21 protein-coding genes are annotated in these 24,373 nt (G+C 44.7%); 11 read left to right on the top strand and 10 right to left on the bottom strand.

Going from position 1 to position 24,373, the window contains the following annotated elements; translation table 11 throughout:
* Positions 1–191 precede the first annotated feature (191 nt).
* The 8 genes from lpdA to EAE89_RS11700 all read right to left on the bottom strand — a co-directional run bounded on the left by lpdA (position 192) and on the right by EAE89_RS11700 (position 9,582).
* The gene (gene lpdA, locus EAE89_RS11735; RefSeq protein ID WP_054479257.1) at positions 192–1,619 is read right to left on the bottom strand and encodes a dihydrolipoyl dehydrogenase; all 1,428 of its coding nucleotides are present in this window, start codon (positions 1,617–1,619) and stop codon (positions 192–194) included.
* 204 nt (positions 1,620–1,823) lie between these two features.
* Positions 1,824–3,410, bottom strand: a complete 1,587-nt coding sequence (gene aceF, locus EAE89_RS11730; RefSeq protein WP_054479255.1) for a dihydrolipoyllysine-residue acetyltransferase — start codon at positions 3,408–3,410, stop codon at positions 1,824–1,826.
* A gap of 14 nt (positions 3,411–3,424) precedes the next feature.
* A complete protein-coding gene (gene aceE / locus EAE89_RS11725) occupies positions 3,425–6,088 on the bottom strand; it encodes a pyruvate dehydrogenase (acetyl-transferring), homodimeric type (RefSeq protein ID WP_054479253.1) in 2,664 nt (887 codons plus the stop codon).
* Positions 6,089–6,274: 186 nt separating this feature from the next.
* The gene (gene pdhR, locus EAE89_RS11720; protein ID WP_054479251.1) at positions 6,275–7,039 is read right to left on the bottom strand and encodes a pyruvate dehydrogenase complex transcriptional repressor PdhR; all 765 of its coding nucleotides are present in this window, start codon (positions 7,037–7,039) and stop codon (positions 6,275–6,277) included.
* A gap of 718 nt (positions 7,040–7,757) precedes the next feature.
* The gene (locus EAE89_RS11715; RefSeq protein WP_054479248.1) at positions 7,758–8,126 is read right to left on the bottom strand and encodes a hypothetical protein; all 369 of its coding nucleotides are present in this window, start codon (positions 8,124–8,126) and stop codon (positions 7,758–7,760) included.
* A gap of 38 nt (positions 8,127–8,164) precedes the next feature.
* Positions 8,165–8,437 carry a hypothetical protein gene (locus tag EAE89_RS11710; RefSeq protein WP_244866379.1) on the bottom strand — a complete coding sequence of 91 codons (273 nt, stop codon included), beginning with the start codon at positions 8,435–8,437 and terminating at the stop codon, positions 8,165–8,167.
* Between the two features lie 336 nt (positions 8,438–8,773).
* On the bottom strand, positions 8,774–8,995 hold the full coding sequence (locus tag EAE89_RS11705) for a helix-turn-helix domain-containing protein (protein WP_054479246.1): 222 nt from the start codon (positions 8,993–8,995) through the stop codon (positions 8,774–8,776).
* A gap of 8 nt (positions 8,996–9,003) precedes the next feature.
* Positions 9,004–9,582 carry a hypothetical protein gene (locus tag EAE89_RS11700; protein WP_054479244.1) on the bottom strand — a complete coding sequence of 193 codons (579 nt, stop codon included), beginning with the start codon at positions 9,580–9,582 and terminating at the stop codon, positions 9,004–9,006.
* Between the two features lie 1,020 nt (positions 9,583–10,602).
* Here EAE89_RS11700 and EAE89_RS11695 point away from each other — a divergent pair.
* The 7 genes from EAE89_RS11695 to EAE89_RS11665 all read left to right on the top strand — a co-directional run bounded on the left by EAE89_RS11695 (position 10,603) and on the right by EAE89_RS11665 (position 18,182).
* Complete coding sequence (locus tag EAE89_RS11695; RefSeq protein WP_214085884.1) at positions 10,603–11,169, top strand: fimbrial protein; 567 nt, start codon at positions 10,603–10,605, stop codon at positions 11,167–11,169.
* Between the two features lie 128 nt (positions 11,170–11,297).
* The gene (locus EAE89_RS11690; RefSeq protein ID WP_244866377.1) at positions 11,298–12,005 is read left to right on the top strand and encodes a fimbrial biogenesis chaperone; all 708 of its coding nucleotides are present in this window, start codon (positions 11,298–11,300) and stop codon (positions 12,003–12,005) included.
* The gene (locus tag EAE89_RS11685) at positions 12,005–12,577 is read left to right on the top strand and encodes a fimbrial protein (protein ID WP_054479238.1); all 573 of its coding nucleotides are present in this window, start codon (positions 12,005–12,007) and stop codon (positions 12,575–12,577) included. Before EAE89_RS11690 ends, EAE89_RS11685 begins: the two co-directional genes overlap by 1 nt.
* A 33-nt stretch (positions 12,578–12,610) precedes the next feature.
* On the top strand, positions 12,611–13,345 hold the full coding sequence (locus EAE89_RS11680) for a fimbrial biogenesis chaperone (RefSeq protein ID WP_214085883.1): 735 nt from the start codon (positions 12,611–12,613) through the stop codon (positions 13,343–13,345).
* Positions 13,346–13,375: 30 nt separating this feature from the next.
* Entirely contained in the window at positions 13,376–14,158 is a 783-nt protein-coding gene (locus EAE89_RS11675) for a fimbrial biogenesis chaperone (protein WP_214085882.1), read from the top strand.
* 82 nt (positions 14,159–14,240) lie between these two features.
* A complete protein-coding gene (locus EAE89_RS11670) occupies positions 14,241–16,883 on the top strand; it encodes a fimbria/pilus outer membrane usher protein (RefSeq protein WP_214085881.1) in 2,643 nt (880 codons plus the stop codon).
* 147 nt (positions 16,884–17,030) lie between these two features.
* Positions 17,031–18,182: a hypothetical protein gene (locus EAE89_RS11665; RefSeq protein WP_214085880.1), complete on the top strand. Its 1,152-nt coding sequence runs from the start codon at positions 17,031–17,033 to the stop codon at positions 18,180–18,182.
* Positions 18,183–18,311: 129 nt separating this feature from the next.
* On the opposite strand, the gene ampE is transcribed toward EAE89_RS11665, so the two are convergent.
* Together ampE and EAE89_RS11655 are read right to left on the bottom strand one after the other, a co-directional pair.
* On the bottom strand, positions 18,312–19,166 hold the full coding sequence (gene ampE, locus EAE89_RS11660; protein WP_054479230.1) for a beta-lactamase regulator AmpE: 855 nt from the start codon (positions 19,164–19,166) through the stop codon (positions 18,312–18,314).
* Entirely contained in the window at positions 19,163–19,285 is a 123-nt protein-coding gene (locus EAE89_RS11655) for a hypothetical protein (protein ID WP_422615511.1), read from the bottom strand. Before EAE89_RS11655 ends, ampE begins: the two co-directional genes overlap by 4 nt.
* Before the next feature lie 683 nt (positions 19,286–19,968).
* On the opposite strand from EAE89_RS11655, the gene nadC reads away from it, so the two are divergent.
* The 4 genes from nadC to hofC all read left to right on the top strand — a co-directional run bounded on the left by nadC (position 19,969) and on the right by hofC (position 24,329).
* Entirely contained in the window at positions 19,969–20,859 is an 891-nt protein-coding gene (gene nadC, locus EAE89_RS11650) for a carboxylating nicotinate-nucleotide diphosphorylase (protein ID WP_054479228.1), read from the top strand.
* Between the two features lie 201 nt (positions 20,860–21,060).
* Positions 21,061–21,486: a prepilin peptidase-dependent pilin gene (ppdD, locus tag EAE89_RS11645; RefSeq protein WP_054479226.1), complete on the top strand. Its 426-nt coding sequence runs from the start codon at positions 21,061–21,063 to the stop codon at positions 21,484–21,486.
* Between the two features lie 198 nt (positions 21,487–21,684).
* Positions 21,685–23,130: a type II secretion system protein GspE gene (gene gspE, locus EAE89_RS11640; protein WP_054479224.1), complete on the top strand. Its 1,446-nt coding sequence runs from the start codon at positions 21,685–21,687 to the stop codon at positions 23,128–23,130.
* Positions 23,130–24,329, top strand: coding sequence for a protein transport protein HofC (hofC, locus tag EAE89_RS11635; protein ID WP_214085879.1), 1,200 nt, complete (start codon positions 23,130–23,132; stop codon positions 24,327–24,329). The genes gspE and hofC overlap by 1 nt, the downstream gene beginning before the upstream one ends.
* Positions 24,330–24,373: the final 44 nt, after the last annotated feature.

Genomic DNA, 24,373 nt, shown 5'->3' with positions numbered 1-24,373 from the left:
CCTTGCCGTTCAGCTAACACTTCCCCTCACCGGGTGTGTGGAGGACTTTCACCTCTTAGTCGCTCTTTGGCCACCACAGCTAAAGAACAGCGCCTGTCACGGCGCTACGCGCCATGCCCGGCGCACATATAAAAAAACGGCTCCCATAAATGAAAGCCGCCTCGTCAAATTACATCGGTCGATTTAAGAAATTATTTCTTTTTCTTCGCTTTAGCATTTGGCAAATCAGTAATACTACCTTCAAAGATTTCAGCCGCCAGACCAACAGATTCATGCAGCGTTGGATGAGCGTGGATAGTCAACGCGATATCTTCTGCATCACAACCCATTTCAATTGCCAGACCGATTTCACCTAGTAGTTCACCACCGTTAGTACCCACAATAGCACCACCGATAATACGGTTACTTTCTTTATCGAAAATCAGTTTGGTCATACCATCAGCACAATCAGAGGCGATTGCACGACCAGAAGCAGCCCATGGGAAGGTTGCTGTTTCATAGCTGATGCCTTTCTCTTTCGCTTCTTTCTCCGTCAAGCCAACCCATGCAACTTCTGGTTCAGTGTAAGCAATGGATGGAATAACTTTTGGATCAAAGTAGTGTTTCTTACCGGAAATAACTTCAGCCGCAACGTGGCCTTCGTGAACACCTTTATGAGCCAGCATTGGTTGACCAACAATGTCACCAATCGCAAAGATGTGCGGTACATTAGTACGCATTTGCTTATCAACATGGATAAAGCCACGGTCATCAACTTCAACACCCGCTTTACCCGCATCCAGCATTTTACCGTTAGGTACACGGCCAATAGCAACCAGAACCGCGTCATAACGCTGTGGTTCTGCCGGTGCGTTTTTGCCTTCCATCGTGACGTAGATACCATCTTCTTTGGCTTCTACTACAGTCACTTTCGTTTCCAGCATCAGATTGAATTGCTTGCTGATACGTTTGGTAAATACTTTCACCACATCTTTATCAGCCGCAGGAATAACCTGATCCAACATTTCAACAACATCGATCTGAGAACCCAAAGCGTGGTAAACGGTTCCCATTTCCAGACCGATAATACCACCGCCCATCACCAGTAGACGCCCAGGAACCGTTGTCAGAGCCAGTGCATCTGTAGAATCCCATACGCGAGGATCATCATGAGGGATGAATGGCAATTGGATAGGACGGGAGCCAGCGGCAATAATGGCGTTATCAAAATTAATCGTTGTTGCGCCACCTTCACCTTCAACAACCAATGTGTTAGCACCCGTAAATTTACCAATGCCATTGACAACTTTAACTTTGCGGCCTTTAGCCATACCAGCCAGACCACCGGTCAGCTGATTGATAACTTTTTCTTTCCAAACACGGACTTTTTCAATATCAGTCTTTGGCTCACCAAAAACGATACCGTGATTTGCCAAAGCTTTAGCTTCTTCAATAACTTTTGCTACGTGAAGCAATGCCTTAGAAGGGATACAACCAACGTTAAGACAAACACCACCTAAGGTAGAGTAACGTTCCACCAGGACGGTTTCCAAACCTAAATCCGCGCAACGAAAAGCAGCAGAATACCCTGCTGGGCCTGCCCCAAGCACCACAACCTGGGTTTTAATTTCAGTACTCATCATGACCTCTTAATTGTTTGTCCGGCGGGTCAGACGCCAAAAAACGATATATTCCACCGGGACCTACATACCGCGAGCAGTTTACAGAATTGTTAATAACCTGAAAAGCGCGTTAACGTGACAGAACTCGCAACAAACCAACCAGATGCAAGCTACCCTGCCACAGCAATAACAATCAGGCCGGCATATGGCCGGCCTTTAAGATTACATCACCAGACGGCGGATATCGCTCATTGCATGATTAATAAATGTAATGAAACGTGCACCATCAGCACCATCGATCACACGATGATCGAAGGAAAGTGACAGAGGCAGCATCAGGCGTGGTACAAATTCTTTACCATTCCAAACAGGCTTCATCGACGAGCGAGATACACCCAAAATAGCCACTTCCGGCGCATTGACGATTGGCGTAAATGCAGTACCACCAATACCACCCAGACTTGAGATAGTGAAGCATCCACCCTGCATATCAGATGCAGTCAGTTTGCCGGAACGCGCTTTCTTAGACATCTCAGTCAACTCGCGGGACAATTCGATGATGCCTTTCTTATTAACGTCACGGAACACTGGAACCACCAGGCCATTAGGTGTATCAACTGCTACACCAATGTTGATGTATTTTTTCAGCGTCAGTTTCTGACCATCTTCCGAGATAGAACTGTTAAAACGCGGCATCTCTTCCAACGCTTTTGCTACCGCTTTCAGGATGAACACCAGTGGGGTGATCTTCACACCAAGCTGTTTCTTTTCAGCTTCCTGATTCTGTTGTTTACGGAAGTTTTCAACTTCAGTGATATCCGTTTCATCGAACTGCGTAACATGCGGGATCATCACCCAGTTACGGCTCAGGTTAGCACCAGAAATTTTCTGGATACGACCCAGTTCAACCTCTTCGATTTCACCAAACTTGCTAAAATCAACTTTCGGCCAAGGCAACATACCCGGCAGACCACCACCAGCTGATGCAGGGGCGGATTCGGCACGCTTAACCGCGTCTTTCACGTAAGCCTGAACGTCTTCACGCAGAATACGGCCTTTACGACCCGTACCTTTCACTTTAGCCAGGTTAACACCAAATTCACGAGCCAAACGACGGATTACCGGTGTTGCGTGAACATAAGCATTATTTTCAGTGAAGTCGTTTTTATCTTCTTCTACGAAACTTCTGCTCTCTATAACTGGCACCACTTTCTCTGGTTCAGCCGCTGGCGCAGAAGCCACAGGTGCAGGCGCTGCTCCCACGACTTCAAATACCATGATCATAGAATCGGTTTTTACTTTATCACCGACCTTGATTTTAATGTCTTTAACGATACCGGCGAATGGTGCAGGCACTTCCATCGAAGCTTTATCACCTTCTACGGTGATCAGTGACTGCTCCGCTGTAACCGTGTCGCCTACTTGAACCATCACTTCGGTCACTTCAACTTCATCACCGCCGATATCCGGTACATGAACATCCATGGCCGCAGAAACCACTGACTCCGGCTCTGCCATACGAGAGGACAGTGTCATAGCTGCCGATTCTTCAGCTGGTGCTGCTTCTACAGCACCATCAGCCGAATCAAAAATCATAATCAGTTTGCCAGTTTCAACTTTATTACCAACTGCAACTTTGATCTCTTTAACAACACCCGCTTGAGGAGACGGGACTTCCATCGAAGCCTTATCACCTTCCACTGTGATTAGCGATTGTTCAGCTTCCACTGTATCGCCAACTTTCACCATGATTTCGGTGACTTCAACTTCATCTGCACCGATATCCGGTACCTTAATTTCGATAGCCATTGGTTCTTTACCTCTTATGCCAGACGCGGGTTAACTTTCTCTGGGTTAATGTTGTATTTATTAATCGCTTCTTCCACAACATTCACGTCGATTTCGCCGCGTTTAGCCAATTCACCCAGAGCAGCAATTACCACGTAGGAAGCATCAACTTCAAAGTGATGACGCAAGTTTTCACGGCTGTCGGAACGACCGAAACCGTCAGTACCTAATACGCGGAATTCGCTTGCCGGGATGAAGTTACGAATTTGTTCTGCGAACAGTTTCATATAGTCAGTAGAAGCAACTGCTGGTGCTTCATTCATAATCTGAGCAACATAAGGTACGCGTGGAGTTTCTGTTGGATGCAACATATTCCAGCGCTCACAATCCTGACCATCACGCGCCAGTTCAGTGAATGAAGTTACGCTGTATACATCAGAACCCACACCATAATCGTTAGCCAGAATCTGCGCAGCTTCGCGAACATGACGCAAGATAGAGCCAGAACCTAACAACTGAACTTTACCTTTGCTACCTTCCAGACTTTCCAGTTTGTAGATACCTTTACGGATACCTTCTTCTGCGCCTTGTGGCATTGCTGGCATATGGTAGTTTTCGTTCAGCGTGGTGATGTAGTAGTAAATGTTTTCTTGTTTCTCACCATACATACGCTCCAGGCCATCATGCATAATCACAGCAACTTCATAAGCAAATGCTGGATCATAAGAGATACAGTTAGGAATAGTCAGAGACTGAATATGGCTGTGACCATCTTCGTGTTGCAAACCTTCACCGTTCAGTGTGGTACGACCTGAAGTACCGCCAATCAAGAAGCCACGCGCCTGTTGGTCACCTGCTGCCCAGCACAGATCACCAATACGCTGGAACCCGAACATAGAGTAGTAAATGTAAAACGGAATCATCGGCAAGTTGTTAGTGCTGTAAGACGTTGCCGCCGCCAGCCATGATGAACCGGCACCTAGCTCATTGATGCCTTCTTGCAGGATCTGGCCTTTCGCATCTTCTTTATAGTAAGCAACCTGCTCACGGTCCTGCGGGGTATACTGCTGGCCGTTAGGGCTGTAGATGCCGATCTGACGGAACAGACCTTCCATACCAAAAGTACGCGCTTCATCAGCAATGATTGGCACCAGACGATCTTTGATTGATTTGTTCTTCAACATCACGTTCAAAGCACGAACAAAAGCGATAGTGGTAGAAATTTCTTTGTTTTGTTCTTCTAGCAACGCACCAAAATCTTCCAGCGTTGGCAGTTCCAGCTTCTCTTCAAAATGAGTACGACGGCTTGGCAGATAACCACCCAATGCCGCGCGACGCTCATGCAAATATTTGTACTCTTCAGAATCTTTATCGAAAGTCACATACGGCAGGTTTTCGATTTGGTCATCTGCAACAGGTACATTGAAACGATTACGGAAATGACGAACCCCTTCCATATTCATTTTCTTAACCTGATGAGCGATATTTTTACCTTCCGCAGTATCACCCATACCGTAACCTTTGACAGTCTGAGCCAAGATGACGGTTGGTTTACCGGTAGTTTCCTGCGCTTTTTTCAGTGCAGCAAATACTTTCTTCGGATCGTGACCACCACGGTTCAATGCCCAAATCTGGTCATCAGTCATGTCTTTGACTAATTCTGTCGTTTCTGGGTAACGACCGAAGAAATGCTGACGGACATAAGCACCATCTTTGGATTTGAACGTCTGGTAATCACCGTCCAGTGTTTCGTTCATCAGTTGGATCAATTTACCGCTGGTATCTTTACGCAGCAGTTCATCCCAACGCTCACCCCAAAGAACTTTAATAACCTGCCAACCTGCACCACTGAAAATACCTTCCAGCTCGTTAACGATTTTACCATTACCCGTAACTGGCCCGTCCAGACGTTGCAGGTTACAGTTGATAACAAATACTAGGTTATCCAGTTTCTCACGAGTTGCGATCGTGATCGCACCTTTAGATTCTGGCTCATCCATCTCTCCGTCACCCAAGAATGCGTAAACGGTTTGTTTGGATGTATCTTTCAAACCACGGTGTTCCAAATATTTCAGGAACTTAGCCTGATAAATAGCACCGATTGGCCCCAGTCCCATTGAAACAGTTGGGAACTGCCAGAATTCAGGCATCAATTTTGGATGCGGGTAAGAAGACAGGCCGTTACCATCAATTTCCTGACGGAAATTATTCATTTGCTCTTCAGTCAGACGACCTTCAAGGAAAGCACGAGCATAAACGCCCGGCGAAATGTGGCCCTGGAAATAAACCAAGTCACCGCCATCATTTTCATTGCGGGCACGGAAGAAGTGGTTAAAACAAACTTCATACATGGTTGCTGAAGACTGGAATGAAGCCATGTGACCACCTAATTCCAGATCTTTTTTGGATGCCCGTAAAACAGTCATCACAGCATTCCAACGAATAGCAGAGCGAATACGGCGCTCCAAATCCAGATTGCCAGGGTAAGCAGGCTCATCCTCAACAGCAATGGTATTGATATAATCGCGGTTAGCAGCACCAGCCGCAACATTCACGCCACCTTTACGTGCTTCGTTCAGTACCTGATCAATCAAGAACTGGGCACGATCAACACCCTCTTCACGGATGACCGATTCGATCGCCTGTAACCAGTCGCGAGTTTCGATCGGGTCCACGTCATTTTTCAAAATGTCTGACATGGTGTATTCCTTATCTGTTATCTGTTTCTAATGGTTATTTGGAGCCTATCTTCCGGTCATACCTTTGACGTTCACCCGGTCATGACCGGAAGATAGGCCCTCACTGTTGTTGCCGCTAGCGCCCTCAGTCAAGGGACTCGACTAGCCATGCAGACGCAGCAAACTTCAGGATCTGCACAGCTAATTTTATTGTGGATGTTGTTGGAGACGCCGTAATGATCGCTCGCAGCGGGTATGCTCACGGCTGAGATCCAATAAAACATCTTCAATAAAAGCTAAATGGCGATGGGAAGCTTCGCGGGCTTTCTCCGGTTGTCTTGCCATTATAGCTTCAAAAATTTTTGCCCGATGATCACTGACAGCCATCAGCATTTCTCTACGGGTATAAAGAAACTCAAAATTCTGCCGGATATTTTGTTCCAGCATAGGTGCCATACAACGCAATAAATGAAGGAGAACCACATTATGGGCAGCTTCAGTGACAACGAGTTGATATTGCAGAACAGCATCAGATTCAGCATTGACATCACCACTTTGCTGAGCTTGTTGAATAACAAGGTGATGTCCCCGAATACGCTCAAAATCTTCGTCAGTCCCACGCAATGCTGCGTAATAGGCTGCAATACCTTCCAAAGCATGGCGAGTTTCAAGGAGATCAAACTGAGATTCTGGATGGCCTGCCAACAATTGTGCCAATGGATCGCTGAAACTTTGCCAGAGATTATTCTGAACAAATGTTCCACCACCTTGACGGCGAAAGAGAAAGCCTTTAGCTTCCAACCGCTGAATAGCTTCGCGCAATGAAGGCCGTGACACATCAAATTGTTTCGCCAACTCACGTTCAGGTGGCAACTTCTCTCCTGGACGCAAAGACCCTTCAAGGATGAGATGCTCAAGACGCTGCTCAATGACATCTGATAATTTTGGTTGGCGGATTTTGCTATAAGCCATATTTACTATAAGCCAGTTAGAACCTATCTCATTAGGCTATTTTATTTGTCAAATTTGAACCTAGGATGGAACTCACACAAAAACACTCACTTTTGAATGCATTTTAATGCGACCCGAAGGATGAATGAAGCGAGTCATCCTCACACACTATTTTTGCATACTCCAGTTTTATATGCTCCGGGTTTTGTGTGCTGTCCATGTTCAAACTGCCTGCATCAATACTTCCTACTATCAAGATAGGCAATTAATGGGTAAACATTGTTTCGGCCTATGCCGGAGTCAATTGGTAATACCAATTTAAACCACAGGTCCCTAAAAGTAACAAAGTATTCACCAACTGTCCATAAAGACCTTGTGCTAAATCATAAAAACCTGCAAATTTTAACAATTTTTTTTAAAAATTAGTAAAATTTGATAACCAACAGGCTAAAAAACTCGCTACAACAATATTTAACTTAACCTTTTTTAAAGGTATAAATAGACATATTGAATCGTTACAGCAATAAAATAATAGAATATTCATGCTAACATTATAAATATTTAATCATCTATTATTAACTTCAAACACAGCTATTATCTCATTAGGTTATAAATGTATCTCAAATCAGGAAAACCGAGTGGCTAAAAACGGCGATTAGAAAGGAATAATTACAAATATGTGAGGAACCACCAGCAACAGCTCCATAGAACTGCTGTCGGTGGAAAAAAATGCGCGCCACTAAAACCAATAACGTGTTTCTTCATGCCACCCTTTTTCATACATACAGGAAGAAATCACCCAACGCCTTGCAGATTCATTCTTATCCCAGCGTTCAACTTCCGCTTTTGGCACAGTGATATAATGCCCGCAAGATTTGTCTTTTTTCCCGTCCTTATCTTCACAAGGGAAATGTTTCGTCTCAAAAGAATGAACAACTTTGCTGTCCCAGTCTGGTGGAAAGCGAAAATAACCCTGCTCCTTACATTCAGAATAATCTCTGTCTCTATCAAACTGAGTTGATCCCGGTTTTTCCCAAGACGTACAACCACTTAATAAAGTAAATAAAATAGATAAAAGGATAACAACTATTCTTTTTGTAAAATTCATACAAAAATTCCTACAAACAAATAAAATAACTAATAAAATTAAAAACCAATGGACATTCCAACACTATAACTTTCTTTTTCAAAAGCTGGCCGTTCACCTGATTGGATAACTTGTCTATCCTGGATTGGTGTGTGTTCATCAAAATTAGGGGGGGAATTCTTAGTATTTACTTTAATTTTGGCACCTGAAATTATATCCTTAACATTACATTCAGAATAACCACATGCTGAAACATAACTACTATTAAGCGTTGGCCTGGAACATCCGGTAATAATAAAGACTAATAATGAAATGATGAACAATTTATTCATTGTTAATATCCTTGAATTGCTGTATAAGTTAAAAAAATTAATATAAATAAGAACCATGTATAAATAAAGACTATTTCTTACGGTCTATTAAATAATATCTACATATGCATTTTATCTTTCTGGCACCCCATGGAATATCAGAACAATATCTCCCCATGGAAAAAAACATCCCTTCATCACAGGGAGAAACCTTTTTTATTAATGCTCCATTGACACCCAGGAATAACAAGCCAGATAAAAAACATGAAATAAGTGATATTTTCATGCAATTAAAATGAGTTAATTAATGTTAAGTTCCATCTCTAACAAGATATCAAAAGACACACAGTAATTTTATCAGCTGTTATCCTCTTGATCTTCCACATACTCTAGTATATCTCCAGGTTGGCATTGCAAATATTTACAAATCTTTTCTAATGTATCAATACGAATACCTTTTATTTTACCATTTTTCAGCAATGATAAATTTTGCTCAGTAATACCGATAATTGCAGCTAACTCTTTAGACTTTACTTTCCTTTTTGCTAAGATCACATCCAATCTTATTATAATACTCATGATGATTCTCAGATAAAATAACGTTGCTCATCGCTTATCTTCTTAGACTCACGCATAATTAAGCTAAATATCAGGAGGAATACACCAAACATAATAATAAACAGAGATTCTGAATTAACACCAAGCGAGAAACTAAATACCCGTTGTCCTTTTCCTAAATCTATAGATAAGGCCATTCCCTGTAATGTATCAATCACTGGATAAAGAAGTTGTTCTAGAATCATCAGGAAACCAATAATAAATGAACCAAAGATATTACGATCACTCCATATTTCACCTTTAGCAAACCGGAAAAATAGAATTCCGATTAATAGATAAGAAGCGGTTGATATGATTCGTGGTATCGTATCCAGCGATATGTAAAGTATCTGACTTAATAAAGACTGCTTAAATCCCTTTTCAATCAATGCGGGCATAAGATCACTATATGCCTGAAGGACGGCCTGACGAGTGGTATCATGCCATAACGACCAAGAAACGATATGGAACCCCATATCAGCAATTGCCATAACGGAAGCAATAATAATAGCCAGAAAGCTGAGTAGCCTGATCCTGGGATTAGTTACAAACTCCTGTTTATCACACATCTTATGTCATTCCATTACATGCTCAACTAAACTGTCGTTAAATTACTTTAAAAGTTATCGTATGACAATAATTTTTTATCACTAAATAGACAGAACACGATTCAACATAATAGATAAATCATAGTGATAATCATTGAAAACTGTCATTAATTTATTGATAAAAAGGAAAAAGTAATCATTTACCTGAGTATGCAGACCTTCCCTCCCAAAGCGGCTTATCCGCCACAGCAGTAAATGCCGCTAGTGATTATTTATCATCCCGCATCACATAGCTTACAGCGATAGTTTGTTGTGAAGATTAAATAACAGACACAGTGCCGTTTACGCCGGGCACCTTTTCAAAGCGCAGCGTATCTGAACAACGCCAGTCAATTTCAATACCGAGTGCATGGAGGATGATCTTAAAACAAACCTAATATCAGGCTTAGTCAATCCCCCCTAAATACCGAAAAATTTATAAGCGTGATTAATACATTTTTTTGGAACGTTCAGAGATCTTGGTTTTTGGACAATACCAGAGAGACATAAATGTAGGGAAAGTACTGTCTAAAGCGGCGAGGTTGTTTTCGATGAAGTCAGTTTTTGATGTAAGGTAAAAAACCGAACATTTAGAGTTATTTTGTTCGGTTATTTTCAACCGCCGGGGCGGTATACGGAAAATTTCATCACTTAAAAGATATTTTTTGTGTTTTTTTGTAAAAAATTACTTAATTTTTTGATTTCAAATAGAAATTATTTCTTGCATTACGGATATTACGGCTTGTTAAGAGATCATTTATTGAGCGATTTGATATTCATTTTCTCATCCTAAAGGCAAAATTCCTCAAACCAAATGGTATAAGCCGGAAGTGGTTTCATTTGGTTAATATTTTTATTGATATATTTCATTAAGTTAACAACTGAACAAAATAACTCTAAATGACCAGTAAACGCACCGCCTTGGCGGCCCAGCTGTTTAATCTGTCATGGTGTTGTTTTAGACAAAATGTATTAAGTAGATATAGATAAGGAATAGATGAAATGAAAAAGCAAATTTTGAAAACCAGCGTATTAGCCTCAGTACTCCTGAGTATGGGGATGGGAATGGCACATGCTGCTGATATTGGTAAAAGTGCGAATGTGAACGTGTCAGGTTCTGTAGCAGCGCCAACTTGTGCACTCAACATTGACAAGACCGACATCAACCTAGGCACTGCTGCAAAAGCCGACTTTATTGCCACAAACACTTTAGTCAAGCCTCAGGATTTCACTATTTCACTAACAGGCTGTGATGCTGAAATCAACCAAGCAGACAACAAGATGAAGCGAAACGTTGATTTGAAAATTACAGGAACACAGACCTTAGATGGGGATGGTTATTTTGGTGATTCTAGTGCCGCTGTCGGTAGCCTGGCAGTAGGTCTGGTGGAAAAGAGTAAAACAGTGCTTCTGGCAAACAACAGTAAGATTAACTTTGCTGACCAAAATACTTTAAGTACAGCTGCTACCAAAACCTTTAGCGTGGGGCTGGTTGCCAAGAATCCTTCGGCTGTTACAGCGGGGACAAGTGTCAGTGCACCACTGACTTTTCAACTTGTTACTCGATAATCAAATTTATAGCTAATCAACGCCGTTAGGCACCAGGAACACATAGCAGTGGAATTGGACAGGGAGGTCCAATTCTTGCCTACGCAATACCAAAACAGATATTTTCAGGTGACTCAGTGAAAAGATTGATGACAACGATAATAGTGGCCGGTCTGCTAGGCTCATCGGTCACCGCCACAGGGGCTGGGGGAGTGAGTATTGATACTACCCGCATTATCTACCCGGCTGACAGCCATGCGGCGGCAACCTCGGTACGCAATAGCAGTCAAGAGGCCGTTTATCTGATGCAGATGACAGTCAGTACCACCCCTAAGGGGGATAAAGCCGCTCCATTTCTCGTAACGCCGCCCCTGTTTCTCATGGAACCCGGCGGCCAGAATCAGGTTCGCATTATCAAAACAGGCCAGGCCCTGCCAGCTGACCGGGAATCCCTATTCTGGTTTACCGCGCAGGCCATCCCGTTAAGCCTCAAACCTGACAATCCCTCCGGTAAGCAGGTCACCGGGGGCGTACAAATTGCTACGGCCAACACAATTAAGCTGATGTATCGCCCGTCAGGGTTGCCGGTTTTGCCAGAGCAAGGATTTGGTTCACTACGCTTCAAACCGACAGTCTCAGGGATAACGGTCACGAATCCGTCACCTTATTACATTACCTTCACCTCCCTGAAAGTGGGCGGACAGGAACTGATGACGCAGCAGCAGAAAGAGGACATGGTCTCTCCGTTCTCGGTTCTGTTTTTCTCCCTCAAAGGGATACATTACCCGGCCAAAGTCAGCTGGACGGTGATTAATGACCTCGGCGGAAAATCATCCTATCAAGGGGAGATACCGTAATGCGAAAATCGTGGTCTCTTATCAGACGGACAACACTGGCCAGTCTGCTTTGTACTGCCTCCCTGCCCGGAGGAGCAAGTTCAAACACGGCAGAACTGACGCTGGCATTAACGCTGGAACAGCCAACCTGTGAACTCAATGTACAGACATCCCATGTCGAGTTTTCATCCATACCGCTTAATGAAGTACAGCGTAGTGCGGAACATATCGAAGCGGCAGACAACAAGCCTATTACGCTGGCGTTGTCAGGCTGTGCGGGATCAGCCAGAGCGGGCCGTACCCCGGCCATTAAAATAGCCGGCCCCACGCCGGAAAACCACCCGACGTTATTTCGGGATAAGGCTTCCACTGTGGCGGGAAATGTGGGATTTGGCCTGCGCTATCAATCACCGGGAGGCGAGCTGGGGAGCTACCTGAAAAATGGCGATTATGTGGATTTAGCGTCACCGGGTAACGCTGTTAAAGACAGTCAAATCACCTTCCAGATGGATATGCGACATGAATCCGGCACGGCTGTACCCACCCCCGGTGAACTGACCGCGCATATTCAATTTCAATTTAACTATCACTGAGTGTCTCTCAGGTAACAGGTTTCAGGAGGCGTTGTGGAAACAGGTCGGGTACGCACAACGCGATACAGACTGATGTCACTGTTGTTCTGGCTGGGGCTGAGCATGACCGGCACAGTACCCTGTCAGGCAGCCGGTATCAGCCTGAATAAAACCCGGGTGATTTTTACCCAAGGGGAGCGGGCGCAGACACTAACGGTAGTCAATACCACGCCTCAAGCGTGGCTGGTTCAGGTGAGAATCACTGAAAATCAGGAGAAAACCGCACCAGCGTTTGTGGTGACACCGCCGCTGTTCAGGCTGGAAGCCAATAGTCAGAACAGCCTGCGTATTTTGCCGACTTTTAATCTGTCGCCCTTTCCGGTGGATCGGGAATCGCTGGGGTATGTACAGATAAATACTATCCCCACCTCCCATCAGATGGCGAATGAGCACATTCGGGATCAGGCGTCGATGAGCGTGGGAATGCGAATTAAGTTTTTCTGGCGACCGCATGGCCTGCCGATGTTGCCGGAAGAGGCGTACGGACAGCTCCGCTTTCAGTCGCAACCGGATGGCATTAAGGCGTGCAATCCCACGCCGTATTTCCTGTCGCTGGACAGCCTCACGCTGGACGGACAGGCGCTCGATCTGAATCGCTATCCCTCCATGATAGCGCCGCAGGATTGTGTGACCTATGTCGGACAGAAAGGCAAAAAATCGGTGAGCTGGTCGATGATTAATGATTACGGCGGGGCTTCAAACCTATTTACCGCCAAAGTGGTGAGTTAAATTCGCCCTTGTTTTATCCAGAGGTGGAAAGTGAAGAGAGTCAGTAACGGGAATGGGCGAGAACACGGTGGATCAATGATTTACCCCTTCTGTCTTGCCCTGCTGCTAGGCGGCCTATTAAAAGCGCAGGCGGCGGAGAATCAGGGGTTATCGTTCTCCCCGATGCAGTTATCGTATGTCGCCAAAGACAGCCCGGGCGGAGTGACCCTTAGTATGACCAATCATACGGCGCAGGGCTATCTGGTACAGGGTTTTGTCAGCCCGATGGACCCCGATACCGGGCGCTTTGACACCCAAACCGGGCTAGCTCCTCCTTTTGTTGTCCTGCCGCCGTTAAAACGGGTCGAAGCTGGCGGGAAATTTTTGTTCCGTATTCGCCAGCTTGGGGGGCAGTTACCGCCGGATCGGGAATCGGCCTTTGTGGTCTCGCTGCGGGCTATTCCCGGCGTTGCCGTACCGGACACTAGCACACCTGAGCGCCAAACTGGCAAGAACCCGCAAGTGCAAGTCGCCTTACAGATGAATATTCGGCTGTTTTATCGTCCTCAGGGAGTCCCCGCTCGGGATAACGCCACGGTGGCTAAACAGGTGAAATTTTCCCTTCAGGGAACGCAGTTGCGGGTAGAAAATCCTACACCTTATTTTCTGACCTTCTCTGTCCTGAAAGTAGGAACACAGCATGCGGATGACCACACACGCCAAACGATGGTACCCCCGAAAGGCATACAAACCTATTCGTTTACCGCCGGGACGCCGGACCTCTTGGTCTGGCGTTTTCCCGGCGACAGTCAGGATCGCCACACCCCGTTATAAACCCGCCACATCGGCGGACAATGTACCGGCAGAGTGACCTCAAGATTAACAGCATAAGCTTAATTAGAAGCAGAGATGAGCTATGGCAATAAACACTTTATTTCCGTCTGCACTGCGGACGGGTAACCAACGTGCGCCCGGTCAACCGGGCGGTTTCCGGCCCCGTCCGGTATACATATGTCTGCTGTGTTCACTGACGGCAACGGCCTTGCCCGCTTCGGCGCGGGAATACTTTAATCCCGCATTCCTGATGGGCGCTAACGGTGAACACAGTCATGTTGATCTCTCGGCGTATGAAAACGCGGGGTATGTCGCGCCGGGACGCTATCTGGTCGATGTCTACATGAACCAGAATAAGGTTGACAACCGAGAGATTGAATTTAGGCTGGTTAACGGCCATCTCCAACCGGTATTAACCGTCGCACAACTGGAAGAATATGGGGTCAATACCCGCAGATTACCGGCTTTTCAGGGTAAAGCGGACGACAGCCTCATCACGGATCTGACGAAACAGATCCCGCACGCCCGCTCAACACTGGATTTCGCCCGTTTGCGCCTGGATCTCAGTGTCCCACAGGTCGCCATGCAGCCCCATTATTCCGGGATGGTTGACCCGTCACTGTGGGATAACGGGATACCGGCCTTTTTGATGAATTACACCGTCAACGGCTCGGAAGGGCGTTATGACGGTCAGAGAAACTGGGGAGGATCACGTTCTCGTAATCTGTTTGCCTCTTTTCGTAACGGATTGAATCTGGGGCCGTGGCGTCTGCGCAGCACGCAAACTTACAGTTACAATCGTCAGCGCAACGAGGGCGCCTCCCGTTTTTCTCCATCCGCGCAGACCCAATGGCAGGTGAGTAATACCTACCTGCAACGTGACATACCAGCACTGCGCAGTGAGTTCACGGCGGGTGAAACTTATACCGGCGGCGACATTTTTGACAGTATCCCATTTCGTGGCATGAAACTGGCCTCTGAGGAGGCCATGTTACCCGACAGTCAGCGCGGTTTTGCCCCGGAGATAACCGGTGTGGCAAACTCCAATGCGCAGGTGACCGTATCCCAGAATGGCAATATCGTATATCAAACCACAGTGGCGCCGGGGCCGTTTCGTTTCACCGACCTCTATACCACAGGGAGTGCTGGCGACCTGACGGTGACTATCAAAGAGGAAAATGGCCGCACCCGCGTCTCTACAATAGCCTCATCGTCCCTGCCGGTGATGCAACGTCCCGGAGGCATTAAATATGAATTGACGACCGGTCAATATCATGGCGGCAACCTTACCGATGGTAGCCGTTCCCCGGTCTTTGCTATGGGCACATTGGTCTATGGTTTACCCAACAGTATCACCCTGTACGGCGGGGGACTGTTCGCCGGCAACTACCAATCGGGTGTATTAGGTTCGGGGGTTTCGTTGGGTGCATTCGGCGCGCTGTCTGCGGATGTGACGCTGGCCCGTGCACAGTTGCAGGGGCGCAAGGATCAGGAAGAAAGCGGGCAATTCGGCCAATCTTATCGCGTGAAATACTCCAAGAACTTGCTCAGTACCGGTACCGGCATTGATCTGGCCGCCTACCGCTATTCCACTCAGCATTACTACAGTTTCAGTGATGCTAACAGCATGGGGTACAGCCTGAATGAATATCAGGTGCCGTGGGCGCTTGACCGGCGTCAGAACACCTGGCAGGTGAACCTGCGTCAGACACTGGGACGTTGGGGCAGTCTTTACGCCTCCGGGACACGTAATAATTATTGGAATGGCCGTACCGACAACAACCTAAGTCTGGGTTACAACGCGATGCTGATGGGGATCAGCTATAACCTGAGTTATAACATTTCTCGTATAAAGGGCGAAGGCCACTGGCCGGAAAACCGTCAGGTATCATTCAATATGCAGATCCCGCTGAGTCTCTTTGGATCATCGTCGGCGTTACGGGGCGTTTACACCCGCTATACGGCCTCGCGCGACTCGCAGGGTAACCTCTCTCAACAGACCGGCATCAGTGGCATGTTATGGGATAACCGCCTGAGTTATAACCTCCAGCAAGGCTGGAGGCACAACGGCCAGCAAAACAGCCGGACCCTGTCGCTGGGTTATCAGGGCAGTCAGGGGAGCGTTAATCTGGGTTACAATGACAACGCAGACAGCCGGCACGTCACCTATGGCATGTCCGGCGCCCTTCTAATCCATCCTTACGGGATAACGCTGTCACGTTCGCTGGGAGATACTGCGGTATTAGTCCGCGCGCCCGGAGCGAAAGGGGTGACGGTTAGCAACGGCAACGTACAGACCGACTGGCGTGGCTACGCCGTATTGCCAGGCGGATCGGTCTACCACAAAAACACCATCAACCTAGATCCGTCCACCCTGCCGGAAGGGGTCGATATTGACCAGACTAGCCGCAACGTTTACCCGACCAAAGGTGCAGTGACGCTGGTCAATTATCAGGTTCGGCTGGGCAGCCAGTTGCTACTGACCCTGACACATCATGGCAAACCCGTGCCCTTTGGCGCCACCGCAACGCTGGAAGGAAACGCAACCCAAGTCGGCAACGGCATTGTAGGCGATAACGGCCGAGTTTATCTGAGCGGCATGCCGTCCGCCGGTCATGTGAAAGTTAAATGGGGAAACGGGGCAGATCAACAATGTACCACCCGTTATCAGGTGTCGTCCGATACCCTAGGGAAACTGGTGCAGGCCGATGCCGTGTGTCTATAAGCGTGACCCTCATATGGGCAGCCTAACCGGGGTGCCCATATGAGATATCACCGGTATCGCTTTTACGTCCGGGACACCACCAAAAGCGAGGTTAGCCCCGGCAGCGAAAGAGCAATGTAAACAGATAAGTAATTTGGAGAGAGAAGGATGTTAGACACTGAACGTTTGTGGGGCAGTCATGCAGCAAACCCCATCCCAACCATCATGGGGCTGGGGGCGTCACTGTTCTTTTTATTGACCGCATTACCACTCCAAGCGGCAGAAATTTATCAGAACTGCGAGACTGAACTGGTGAATAAAGTTAGCAATGTTACCGTAACCGGCTATGCCATGATGCCGAACAACAAAGATAAGCGTGATTATTCACGGGATGAAATAGTGGGTTATACCACCAGTGGCCCTCTTGATTGGTCGACAACCTGCCGCGTCCCCGCCGGGACGCAGCTGATGACTTACACCGTGGGATCGGGAACAGGCTCATCGATCTCTTCGTCGTCACCGAGTAGCGTCCGGGTAGGAAAGGCTGGTGACTTTATGGTTGATATTGGGCAATCTTCACTCTCTTGCCAGACGCATGGTTCACCCAATACCTATCAATCAACCAGTCTGGTCAAAGGGAATACCAGCGTTAACATTCCCTGCGTCCCGGATGCCAACGGTCTGGTTGATATCAGTGTCCGCTCGGTAACCGGGGCAATTTACCCGGACAGTGACGGCAATTTCAATGCGAAACCGGGGGGAAGTCATTTGTCAGTAGGCTCGATCAGTTGGGTTCCAGCGGCAATATCGGGTTCTAACGGCATGCTGAACCCCCTGTGGACCACAGTCATCCTTTCATCCGTTAAAAAACCGTCCACCTGTGCCGTTGTCCTTACCCCGTCATCGGTGGATTGGGGAACAGTGAAAAGAGCAGGTAAACAGGTGGGAGATACACTGGAATCAGCGAGACAAATAGGGATAAGCAGCACCTGTTCCGGCGATGATGATGTATTTCAAAATTCACACTTACTCTACCGGATCGATGGGCCATTTGTGCCGGGGAAACCGAATGCCCTAGCCTCTTCAATAGAGGATGTCGCCTTCATGTTTACTGATGCGGCCAACAAACCCTTATCACTCAGTACCGGCCACCGAGGTGAAGGAGAGAACTCAAGATACCTTAAACAAGGGAACGATAACTATACGGCATCAACGCAAGTGTCTGTGGTACCGGTTCTGTTGAAGACTGACGGCGCCGGAGGGCTAGCCAGAGCCGTCGCGGTTATTTCCGTGTGGTCTGATGTTCAACCATCTGCTTAGTTGTTGCGGCGATTGTTGCAGCGCCAGTCGGCGCTGCATAAACCGGCTCTAATAGCTAAAGGTAAGTCAAACAATTCCATACACGGGATAAATAAAACCCAAATTGGTCAGAGTCATTAAGCCAACGACTCAAACCAACGCCCCATAAATTGTCAGTAAGGCAACAACTACAATGATAGAAAAAGTCACCTTTTTCGCCAGTATCACCGCTGCAACAGGTGTTTGAATTGAATCAAGATGTGGTTCACGGCTTAATGAAAACTGCGCAAGCTGACACACTACTTTATATTGCGTAGTTCTCAAATCACTAAGAGAAGCAACCCACGCGGGTAAAGCTCGCTCACCATGCCCTAACAAAGCATAAGCAACTCCTGCCAACCGAGCCGGAATCCAGTCCAACCAGTGCAACAGGCTATCAACGCCAGACTGTGCACGCTGAATTGGCGTACCATATTGTGCTAACCAGCCTTGATAAGCTCTTAAGAAACAATATCCCATCAAAGCAACCGGCCCTAATTTACCGGCAACGATTAACCAAAAAATCGGTGCCAAGTAATAGCGAAAATTTATCCATAGAAGAGCATTCTGCATCTCTCGCAATTTATTTTCTTTACTAGCATCAGAGGGCAAACCATGAATGACGACAAGACGAGCAAGATATTCTCTTCGTTGCTCTCTGTCATCCTGATGAACAGCACGAAAATATTCACGATAATCAAGCCGTAAACGCCCCGCACCTATACACAGCAAACAAATGAACACCCATAAAATCAGTTCAAGAATTCCAAACATAAAATCATCAAGTATTACAATGAATAGCCATGTAAGCAGCATCACAGCTAATGTCATCAATAAGCTTTTCCATAATGAAAAAGACTTTATGTTGGTAAAAATTGGTTCAAGACGGTGATCCAATTGCCAATGGTCACCTAATTTAAATAACCTTTCCCACGCCAGCACTAACAACAGTATAAAGAGGGTCATTCTTTCTGCTCCTGCAACAATTGCTGATAATGTGTCCAATCGAAATAAGGTTCTGGATCTGTCTTTCTTCCCGAAGCAATATCATGGCGGCCAGTGATATGCTCTTTTATACCCGTCATCTTTCAAGTTGTCTCTTTGTTGGCTGCACTCACTCACCCCGGTCACATAGTTGGCTATGCTCCCGGGGATTCGCTCCCTTGCCGTCGCGATACATCTTGAAATCCATTGGGTATATATCCATATCCGAATACGCCTGCATAATCCATTGTGTCAGCACAACAAGGTTCATATGTATCAGGTAAGTGACTAAATATATGCCCCCTCCAGTTCTACCCCATGGAGAAATCATTGCACTTTTCCCATCCTTTTCCCCACCCTATATAGCAGGACATGTCAGCATGCCATGACCGCCTATTAAATGGAATATGCCAGACAATTTCACTATCACAACGGATAGGGTAACAACAATAAGCAGAAACTCTCAACCCTGCCACTTCCTTGAAAAAAACGTCATCTTCTACGTTCCATGTCCCAGTACAGAGCTGCTCAATGTAAAGGCTATCAAACTTCCCTTGAAGTGAACTCATTTATGAATAACGAGCAGTAATGGTAGCTCACCTCGAAGACGCAAATCACGATGAGGTGAAAGAATCTTTCTAACTCTATCAGTCCAACCCTTATATAACCGCATTTTGTCATCCTTAAATCTGATGACAAAACCAAGATAGTAGTCGTTCACTGCACAACAAGGTAGCATGCTAAAACCATCAATATTGTTATCAATCACTTATGGAGCTTTTCAATGACGACACGAAATTACGATGCAGATCAACGCCGGGCTATTCTGATAAAACGCTTGCAGAATGACATTCCGGCCAGTGTCACCCTTGCCTTAAAAGAAGATTTGGGCGGAAACACAGATTTAGCATCTGACATTACTGGTCAGTTAATTCCAGCAGATAAACAAGCCACCGCAATAATTATTACTCGGGAAGATGGCATTTTCTGTGGTCAGCAATGGCTGAAAGAAGTCTTCACTCAATTGGGCGATCAAACCTCCGTTGAATGGCTGGTAAAAGATGGCGATTCAATTATAGCCAACCAAAAACTCTGTGTATTACAAGGCTCAGCACCTGTATTACTGACCGGCGAACGCACTGCTCTTAACTTTATTCAGACGCTCTCTGGTGTCGCAACAGAAGTCAGTCATTATGTTCGCCTTCTTACCGGTTTAAAAACCCAATTACTTGATACGCGTAAAACGCTACCGGGATTACGCACAGCCCTAAAATATGCCGTACTTTGCGGAGGTGGTAATAATCACCGCCTTGGATTATTCGACGCTTTCCTCATCAAAGAAAACCATATTATTGCCAATGGCTCTATTAAACAGGCAGTAGATAAAGCTCGTTATTCTCACCCTGATGTTCCTGTTGAAGTCGAAGTAGAAACTCTGGATGAGTTGATCCTGGCTCTGAAAGCTAATGTTGATATTATTATGCTGGACAATTTTACTATTCCAATGATGAAAGAAGCCGTCGCTATTACATCAGGTAAAGTCGCTTTAGAAGTATCAGGTAATATCACCCTAAATACCCTGCGCAGCTATGCTGAAACAGGTATTGACTTCATTTCTGTTGGAGCACTCACCAAACATATTAAAGCATTAGATCTCTCAATGCGCTTTCAGTAATTAACAATAATGATATTGATGGTGGTGTAAATTAGCAATGGGTAGCTAGAAAATTTGCGAACACCACCGTAAATATTTTTGCAAACCTTGCAATTAAGAAATCTTTTTTCGAGTCAATTCCATAACCTTCATACATCTTGTTTCATTTTTTTCTCTTTCCTTCATTCTCTATATCGCAATACCACAATACGGAGGAAAAATATGAGACAACAACAAGGATTTACTTTAATGGAGATCATGGTTGCTATTGCTATCATTTCCATCTTAAGTGCCATTGGCATTCCCAGTTACCAGGGATATATTCAAAAAGCAGCTTTAACAGATATGTTACAAGCTATTGTACCTTATAAATCAAGTATAGAGCTTTGCAGTTTTGAAACTGAAGATTTTAAAGGCTGTAATTCAGGAGCAACTTCAATTCCTAATAGTCACAATAGCAGATATATTGGAAATATTTCAGTTAAAGAGGGAGAAATTACTATTAATGGACAACAGAGCCTTAAAGATCTTAACGTTATATTGATTCCAATGAAAAATCCACAGACAGATACAATTAAATGGATTTATAAATGCGAATCTGCAAGTAAATCATTAAAGAATCGTTGTCAGGAAATATTCAAATTCTAGAGCCAAATAGATGTATACCCAATGAATTTCAAGATGGATCGCGACGGCAAGGGAGCGAATCCCCGGGAGCATAGATAACTCTGTGACCGGGGTGAGTGAGTGCAGCCAACAAAGAAACAACTTAAAAGATAACGGGTATAATAGAATAGACAGTTAATTTATCGTCCTTATAAATATATATTGACTCAGGAAAAAATAATGAATCCACTTTCAGCAGCAGAAAACACATTGATGGAAAGAGAAATTCATGATATTTGTCAGCGACATCAATCTGTTGTGATAAAAAAAGAAGATAATACGATAACAATTGCAAGCAGTGAATTACCCAATGATGATCTATTAGCGGCATTACGCTTTATTTCCGGGCGTATCGTTAATGTAGAAATTTGGCCGCTGGCACGAATTGAATCAATATTACACCAAAACATTTCGCTAAGTCATTTACCAGAGGAAGAATCACCTTTATTACCACCTACGACTGATATTAATGCAGATGAAAATGATGTACCAGTCATTCAGCTTATTAATCAAACTTTATTAACTGCAATTCAACGGCGTGCATCTGATATTCATTTTGAACCATTTCAACAAGGTTATCGTATTCGTATCCGAGTTGATGGAGCATTACACCTCTTATCATCTCCATCTCCTCAAATGAATGCCAGCATTGCCGCACGCCTTAAGATCATGGCGAAATTGAATATTGCCGAAAAACGCTTACCTCAAGATGGACAATTTGATTGGTATGACGCACAACATAACTATGCTATCCGTATGGCCACCTTACCAACAATACACGGAGAAAAAGTTGTACTCAGAATATTAAATACAATGCGGCAACTGTCACTGGATCAGTTAGGTATCCCTGATCAGTTATTAAATCAACTACGACAAAAATTAGCATTACCACAAGGGATGATTTTAGTGACAGGCCCAACAGGTAGCGGAAAAACCGTAACTTTATATAGCTGTTTACAATATCTGAATCAGAATAAAAAGAATATTTGCAGTGTAGAAGACCCTGTTGAAATCCCGCTCAATGGTATTAATCAGACACAAATTAACAGTAAAATTGATCTCAATTTTGCCAAAGTATTACGAGCATTATTACGACAAGATCCAGATGTTATTATGGTAGGAGAAATACGTGATAGTGAAACAGCCGAAATCTCAGTAAAAGCAGCACAAACGGGTCATCTGGTTCTTTCTACACTGCACACCAATTCAACTGTAGATACATTATCTCGCCTACAAAATCTGGGTATTTCAGGTTATATGTCTGCGTCTTGTATCAAATTAATTATCGCCCAACGACTTGTCAGGAAATTATGCCCTCATTGCCGTAATCAGCAAACGGATGAAACAGTGATTAATATTGGAAGTAATTCTGTATTTATCAGGCAATGGCTAGCAGTTGGTTGCAAGCATTGTTTCTCTGGTTATTATGGCCGAACTGCTATTTATGATTTTTTGGAAATAACACATGAACTCCAGCAAGTATTATCACAGCAAGCTCCTCAAGATTTACAAAGAATTATTATTTCTCAAAGAAAAGAGACCTTATTTTCATCCGGCATTCTATTAGTAGAACAAGGAATCACTACACTGGAAGAAATTTATCAAGTTACAGGACAAGAAGAATAATGAAAATCCATTATATTTATCATTGGCAAGCAATTAATAATAAAGGTGAAATATCAAAAGGAAAATCACTATGTGATAACCGAAAAACTTTATACCAACAGCTTATCCATGTTGGATTGCAACCTTATAATATAAAATGTGACAAATGGATATTTTACCACCATCAACAAATTGCCTACCGGATAAATTTCATTCGTCAATTGGCAACACTATTATCATCAGGAATGCCATTACTCAATTGCCTGAATATTCTTATTCGAGAGTGTGTTAATCCATTATGGCATTGCGTATTGTCAGATATTAGCAAAAACATTACCTGCGGAGAATCACTCTCCGCTTCATTAAAAAATTACCCACTTCTATTTCCAACTCTATTTTATCAACTCATTGCTATTGGTGAGTTAACTGGGCAATTAGAGAACTGCTGCCAATTATTGGTTAAACAACAGGAACAACAAGACAAGTTACAGAAAAAAATAGCCAAAGCATTGCGTTATCCTCTGATTATTACCGTTGTTGCCAGCATCATTATTTTATTAATGCTGATTTTTGTCTTACCTGAATTTGAACACATTTATCGTTCATTTGATGCACAACTCCCTTTGCTGACCCATAGTTTATTAATAACTTCCAACTGGCTTATTCAATATGGTGGCTATGGTGCTATTGGATTAATAGTACTACTCCTATCTTATCTACAGTTACGCCAACGCCACATAATATGGGTTGTCCGTGAGAAAAATCTGATATTACGTTTACCGATTATTGCGAAATTAATTAGCTGCCAACAATTAGGGCAACTTTTCCATATCCTATTTATGACACAAAAAGCTGGCCTGACACTCACAGCCGGGTTAGACAGTGCTATTGCATCAATAAATCATCCGGTATTTTTGAAAGCAACGAAATTCTTACGAACCCAAATTAATCAAGGAATACCAATGAGCGAAGCACTGAAACAACAACCTTGTTTTCCTGCACTGTGCCAACAATTCATCAGTGTTGGCGAAGAGTCTGGCAATTTAGAACTGTTATTGGAGAATCTAGCCGAGTGGTATCAACAACAGGCCCTGGAAATTTCCGAGAATATGGCTCAGCTACTGGAACCAATACTTATGGTTATAATCGCTATTATTGTTGGCATACTATTACTCGCAATGTATTTGCCAATCTTTCAGCTAGGTACAATACTCACTTGAAATAAAAACAATTCCATAGTTTTGCTCTAGGTCATCTGCCTCCC

Origin of the sequence: Photorhabdus heterorhabditis, from assembly GCF_018448905.1 — a bacterium.
Taxonomy (GTDB): Bacteria; Pseudomonadota; Gammaproteobacteria; order Enterobacterales; family Enterobacteriaceae; genus Photorhabdus; species Photorhabdus heterorhabditis.
The sequence above is the reverse complement of the archived record's forward strand: the minus strand, read 5'-3'. Positions and strand labels throughout refer to the sequence as shown.